Consider the following 5,689-nt stretch of genomic DNA (forward strand, 5'->3'; position numbering starts at 1 on the left):
CCCGCGGGTACTCGTCGTTGGTCAGCACCGCCGCCGGCCCGATGAAGACGCCGTCGCCGAGACGGGCGGGCTCGTACACCAGGGCGTGATTCTGCAGTTTGCAGTTATCGCCCAGAACCACCTCAGGCCCCACATACGCACCGCGCCCGATGGTGCAGTTGCGGCCGAGGGCGGCGCCCTCGCGGATCTGGGCGAGATGCCAGATCCGGGTGCCGAGACCGATCTCGGCGGACGCGTCGACATCGGCGGTCGGCGCGACGGTCACGCCGTCCCGTGAAGATGAAGTCATTGGCGAAACGGTAGTGCCGCATCGACTCGGCCGATATCGGCTTCCCGGGTGGCCGACAGTTGGACCCCCGATACCCGAACATCGCTCGCGACGACCGAACGTATCGACTTGCCCTCCCGGCTCCGACGCTTTTCCGTCTGCACTCTTCCGGCGGGAATGACCCCATGGATAGCTTCCCGTCGACGGGTGCGCCTGCGCCTGCCCGAACACCGACGAAGCCGCGGCTTCATGAACGAAACGGAAGTCTGTGACACAAACGCCGATCGGAGTCGCCGTAGTCGGTGCCGGCTACTGGGGCCCGAACCTCGTCCGCAACTTCCAGGCCACGTCGTCCTTCCGGCTGCGCTGGCTCTGCGACCTCGATGTCGAGCGGGCCCAGAAGGTTCTCGGTCCGTATTCGACCGTGCAGGTCTCGGCGGACCTCGACGCGGTCCTCGCCGACCCCGAGGTCCAGGCCGTCGCCATCGCCACCCCGGCCGGCACGCACCTGCCGATCGCGATGAAGGCGCTCCGGGCCGGCAAGCACGTGCTCGTCGAGAAGCCGCTCGCCGCCACCTTCGACGAGGGCCTGCAGCTGGTCGAGGAGGCGGACCGCCGCGGTCTGACGCTGATGTGCGACCACACGTACTGCTACACCCCGGCCGTGCTGCGCATCCGGGAGCTGCTGCACGCCGGTGAGCTGGGCGAGCTGCACTTCCTCGACTCCGTACGCATCAACCTCGGCCTGGTGCAGCGCGACATCGACGTGGTCTGGGACCTCGCGCCGCACGACCTGTCGATCCTCGACTTCGTGCTCCCCGAGGGGGTGCACCCGATCTCGGTGGCCGCGCACGGCGCCGACGGCATCGGCGCCGGCCGGGCCTGCGTCGCGTATCTGACGCTGGAGCTCAACACCGGCGCGATCGCGCACATTCACGTCAACTGGCTGTCGCCGGTGAAGATCCGCACGGCCATCTTCGGCGGGTCGAAGAAGACGCTGGTGTGGGACGACCTCAACCCGAGCCAGCGCGTCTCGATCTACAACCGTGGCGTCGACGTGGCCACGTCCGACGAGATCGGCGACGAGCAGCGTCGCGACATGCTCATCTCCTACCGGTCCGGCGACATGGTCGCCCCGGCGCTCAACGAGCGCGAGGCGCTGCGGACGATGGTCGAGGAGTACGCGCGGGCCATCACCACCGGCGAACCCGCGCTGACCGACGGCCGCGCCGGCCTGCGCGTCCTGGAGATCCTGCAGGCCGCCTCCCGCAGCCTCGCCGAGGGCGGCACCACCATCAAGCTCGACGAAGGGCACATGGCGTGACGGGCATCGAGATTCAGGGCAGTCGTTCACTGGTCACCGGCGGGGCGGGCACGATCGGCTCGCACGTCGTCGACGAGCTGGTCCGCGGCGGCGCCGACGAGGTCGTCGTCCTCGACAACTTCGTGCGCGGCCGCAAGGAGAACCTGGCCTGGGCGCTGGCGAACGGCAAGGTGCGCCTGGTCGAGGGCGACATCCGCGACCAGAAGCTGGTCCGTGAGCTGACCGCCGGCCAGGACCTGGTGTTCCACCTGGCCGCGATCCGCATCACCCAGTGCGCGGAGGAGCCGCGGCTGGCCAACGAGGTGCTCGTCGACGGCACGTTCAACGTCGTCGAGGCCGCGGCCGCCGAGGGCGTCAAGAAGGTCATCGCGTCGTCGTCCGCCTCGGTGTACGGCCTGGCCGAGGAGTTCCCGACCACCGAGCGGCACCACTCGTACAACAACGACACGTTCTACGGCGCAGCCAAGGCCTTCAACGAGGCCACGCTGCGCAGCTTCCACAGCATGTCCGGTTTGGACTATGTGGCCCTGCGCTACTTCAACGTGTACGGCCCGCGGATGGACATCTACGGCCTCTACACCGAGGTGCTGATCCGCTGGATGGAGCGCATCGAGTCAGGCACGCCGCCGCTGATCCTGGGCGACGGCCTGCAGACGATGGACTTCATCCACGTCGCCGACATCGCCCGCGCCAACATCCTCGCCGCGCGCGCCGACGTCACCGACGACGTGTTCAACATCGCGAGCGGCGTCGAGACCAGCCTCAAGGAGCTGGCCCAGGCGCTCAGCGACGCGATGAAGTCCGACCTCGCCCCGGAGCACGGCCCGGCCCGCGCGGTCAACGGCGTCACCCGGCGGCTGGCCAGCACGAGCGCCGCCGCGGACAAGCTCGGCTTCCGGGCCGAGATCGGCCTGCGCGAGGGCCTTGAGGGCCTCGTCGAGTGGTGGCGAGGGTCGAAATGAAGAAGATCCCGGTCATGATTCCCCAGCTGGGCGAGGAGGAGGCCCTGGCCGCGGCCGAGGCCGTCCGCTCCGGCTGGGTCGCCCAGGGCCCGCGGGTCGCCCGCTTCGAGCAGGAGTTCGCCGCGACCGTGGGCGCCGGGTACGGCGTGGCCGTCAGCTCCTGCACCACGGGCCTGCACCTGGCCCTCGTGCTGCAGGACATCGGCCCGGGCGACGAGGTCATCGTGCCCTCGCTGTCCTTCATCGCCACCGCCAACGCGGTCCGCTACGTCGGTGCGACCCCGGTCTTCGCCGACGTCGACCTGGCCACCGGCAACCTGACGGTCGAGACGATCGACGCGGTCCGCACCGGCAACACCCGGGCGATCATCGCGGTGCACCAGGGCGGCGTCCCGTTCGACACGGCGGCGTTGCGCAAGGCCGCCGACGGCTGGGGTGTCGGCCTGGTGGAGGACGCCGCCTGTGCGGCCGGTTCCACGGCGTACGGGCAACCGGCCGGTGCCGGCGCCGCGATTGCCGCGTGGTCGTTCCACCCGCGCAAGCTCATCACCACGGGCGAGGGCGGAATGGTCACTGTGGACAACGCCGATGCAGCGACCCGGCTGCGGCGGCTCCGCGAGCACGGCATGAACGTCTCCGCGGCCGACCGGCACGCCAGTGCGCAACCGGTGCTCGAGGCCTATCTGGAGACCGCGTACAACTACCGGATGACCGACATCCAGGCGGCGGTCGGGCTCGTGCAGCTCGGCCGGCTGGCCGGTCTGGTCGAGCAGCGCCGCTCGCTGGCCGCCCGCTACCAGGAGCTGCTGGCCGGCATCGACGGCCTGGTGCCGGTCCGCGACCCGGCCTACGGGCAGACCAACTACCAGTCGTTCTGGGTGTTGCTCGACGGCTTCCCGGTGGGCCGCGACGAGGTGCTGTCCGAGCTGGCCGCGGTGGGAGTGTCGGCCCGGCGCGGGATCATGGCGGCGCACCTGGAGCCGGCCTACGCCGGCGTCTCGTTCCAGGATCTGACGGTCACCGAGCGGATCACCCGCGAGTCGCTGATCCTGCCGCTGCACCACGCGCTGACCGAGGAAGATCAGGACCACATCGTCGGCGTGCTGCGCGGTCTGGCGAGCCGGTGAGGGATTTGGTCATCGTCGGCGCGGGCGGCTTCGCCCGCGAGACGGCCGCGGCCGCGATCCACCCGTGGCGGGTGCTGGGTCTCCTCGACGACGACCCGGCCCTGCACGGCACCACGCGGTCCGGCCACAAGGTCCTCGGCCCGGTCGACATGGCTCGCGACCTGCCGAACGCCAAGATCGTGGTGTGCGTGGGGAATCCGCGCAACTATCTCGCGCGCAAGCACATCGTCGAGCGCCTCGGCCTGCCCGAGTCGCGGTACGCCACGGTCGTGCATCCGGCCGCGAGCGTCGGCGCCGGCAGTGTCGTCGGCCCGGGCACCGTGCTGCTGGCCGGCGCGGTGCTCACCGCTGACGTCACCGTCGGCTCGCACGTGGCGGTCATGCCGCAGGCGGTGCTCACCCATGACTGTGTGGTCGAGGACTACGTGACGATTGCGTCCGGCGTGCGGCTGGGTGGGGGCGCGGTCCTCGAGCAGGGCGCGTACGTGGGCGCCGGCGCCCTGATCCGCGAGGGCACCACCGTCGGCGCCTGGTCGCTGGTCGGCATGGGCTCGATCGTCCTGCGCGACGTCCCGTCCGACGAGATCTGGGCCGGCACCCCGGCCCGCAAGCTCCGCGACGCCGAACTCACGGCGTCCCTGAAAAGGTAAGGACCCACATGTCCCGCATCCCGCTCGTCGACCTGGCCGCCGCTCACGCGGAGGTGGCCGATGAGGTCGAGACCGGATTCAAGCGCATCCTCGCCGAGACGGCCTTCATCGGCGGCGCCGAGGTGGCCGCGTTCGAGCAGGAGTACGCCGCGTTCAACGGCCTCCCGCACTGCGTCGGCGTGGCCAACGGCACCGACGCTCTCGAGCTGGCCCTGCGCGCCGTCGGCGTCGGCCCGGGCAGCGAGGTGATCCTGCCGGCGAACACGTTCATCGCGACGGCCGAGGCGGTGGCCCGCGCCGGCGCCCGGGTGGTGCTGGTCGACTGCGACCCGCGTACCTATCTGATCGACGTCGAGGCCGCGCTCGCGGCCGTCACGCCGAGGACCCGCGCGATCGCGCCGGTGCACCTCTACGGCCAGCTCGCGCCGGTCGAGCAGCTGCGGGCGGGCCTCGCCGGGCGGGACGTCGCCATCGTCGAGGACGCCGCGCAGTCGCAGGGCGCGACCCGGCACGGCCGCACCGGTGGCACCGACGGCATCGCCGCGACCAGCTTCTACCCGGGCAAGAACCTCGGCGCCTACGGTGACGCGGGTGCGGTGGTCACCGCCTCCGAGGAGCTGGCGACCACGGTCCGCACGCTCGGCAGCCACGGCGGCCTGAAGAAGTACACGCACGACCTGGTCGGCGTGAACAGCCGCCTCGACGGCCTGCAGGCGGTCGTGCTGCGCGCCAAGCTGGCCCGGCTCGACGGCTGGAACGCCCGCCGCCGCGCCGCCGCCGCCCGATACCACGAGCTGCTCGCCGACCTCGACGTGGTGCTGCCCGAGACCCTCGAGGGCAACGAGCACGTGTGGCACATCTACTGCGTGCGCGTCCAGCGCCGCGACGAGGTGCTGGCGAAGCTCAACGAGGCCGGCATCGGCGCGGCGATCCACTACCCGATCCCGGTGCACCGGACCGGCGCGTTCGCGAGCCTGGGCGGTTCGTTCCCGAACGCCGAGGCGACCGCGCCGGAGATCCTGTCGCTGCCCATCTACCCGCAGATCACGCCGGACCAGCAGGCGCGGGTCGCCGAGGTGCTCGCCGGCGCGCTGGCGGCCTGACGGTCATGTACGTCTCGCTGCGGGACCGGCCCGGCGCCGACGAGAAACCGGCGTCCGGCGTCGTCAAGCGCGTCTCGTCGACCGTCGTCCTGCTCGGTGTCGTCAGCCTGCTGACGGACGTCTCCTCGGAGATGGTGTCGTCGGTCCTGCCGCTGTATCTCACCGTCGCGGTCGGGCTCAGCCCGGTCGCGTACGGCTTCCTGGACGGCATGTACCAGGGGGTCAGCGCGTTCGTGCGGATCGCCGGCGGCTACG

6 protein-coding genes and 1 pseudogene are annotated in these 5,689 nt (G+C 71.1%); 6 read left to right on the top strand and 1 reads right to left on the bottom strand.

What is annotated here, in order from left to right; all coding sequences use genetic code 11:
• Window positions 1-289, bottom strand: a 289-nt coding sequence (locus tag AB0M20_RS23870) for a DapH/DapD/GlmU-related protein (RefSeq protein WP_364301623.1), incomplete at its 3' end; no start/stop codon positions are given.
• Window positions 290-536: 247 nt separating this feature from the next.
• Between AB0M20_RS23870 and AB0M20_RS23875 the strand changes: the two genes are divergently transcribed.
• From AB0M20_RS23875 to AB0M20_RS23900, 6 genes and pseudogenes are all read left to right on the top strand, one after another.
• Window positions 537-1,592: a Gfo/Idh/MocA family oxidoreductase gene (locus AB0M20_RS23875; protein WP_364301625.1), complete on the top strand. Its 1,056-nt coding sequence runs from the start codon at window positions 537-539 to the stop codon at window positions 1,590-1,592.
• Entirely contained in the window at window positions 1,589-2,554 is a 966-nt protein-coding gene (locus tag AB0M20_RS23880) for an NAD-dependent epimerase/dehydratase family protein (RefSeq protein ID WP_364301627.1), read from the top strand. The genes AB0M20_RS23875 and AB0M20_RS23880 overlap by 4 nt, the downstream gene beginning before the upstream one ends.
• Window positions 2,551-3,681, top strand: a complete 1,131-nt coding sequence (locus AB0M20_RS23885) for a DegT/DnrJ/EryC1/StrS family aminotransferase (RefSeq protein ID WP_364301629.1) — start codon at window positions 2,551-2,553, stop codon at window positions 3,679-3,681. The genes AB0M20_RS23880 and AB0M20_RS23885 overlap by 4 nt, the downstream gene beginning before the upstream one ends.
• The gene (locus AB0M20_RS23890; RefSeq protein ID WP_364301631.1) at window positions 3,678-4,331 is read left to right on the top strand and encodes an acetyltransferase; all 654 of its coding nucleotides are present in this window, start codon (window positions 3,678-3,680) and stop codon (window positions 4,329-4,331) included. The genes AB0M20_RS23885 and AB0M20_RS23890 overlap by 4 nt, the downstream gene beginning before the upstream one ends.
• 8 nt (window positions 4,332-4,339) lie before the next feature.
• Window positions 4,340-5,434 carry a DegT/DnrJ/EryC1/StrS family aminotransferase gene (locus tag AB0M20_RS23895; RefSeq protein ID WP_364301633.1) on the top strand — a complete coding sequence of 365 codons (1,095 nt, stop codon included), beginning with the start codon at window positions 4,340-4,342 and terminating at the stop codon, window positions 5,432-5,434.
• Between the two features lie 5 nt (window positions 5,435-5,439).
• Window positions 5,440-5,689 (top strand): annotated as a pseudogene (locus AB0M20_RS23900) (MFS transporter); the annotation flags it as partial.

The sequence above is a fragment of the Actinoplanes sp. NPDC051633 genome (assembly GCF_040681735.1).
Lineage (GTDB): Bacteria > Actinomycetota > Actinomycetes > Mycobacteriales > Micromonosporaceae > Actinoplanes.

Excerpts from the sequence above, each read along its gene's own strand:
- AB0M20_RS23885 (WP_364301629.1), top strand. The coding sequence starts at position 2,551 with ATGAAGAAGATCCCGGTCATGATTCCCCAGCTGGGCGAGGAGGAGGCC.
- AB0M20_RS23895 (WP_364301633.1), top strand. The coding sequence starts at position 4,340 with ATGTCCCGCATCCCGCTCGTCGACCTGGCCGCCGCTCACGCGGAGGTG.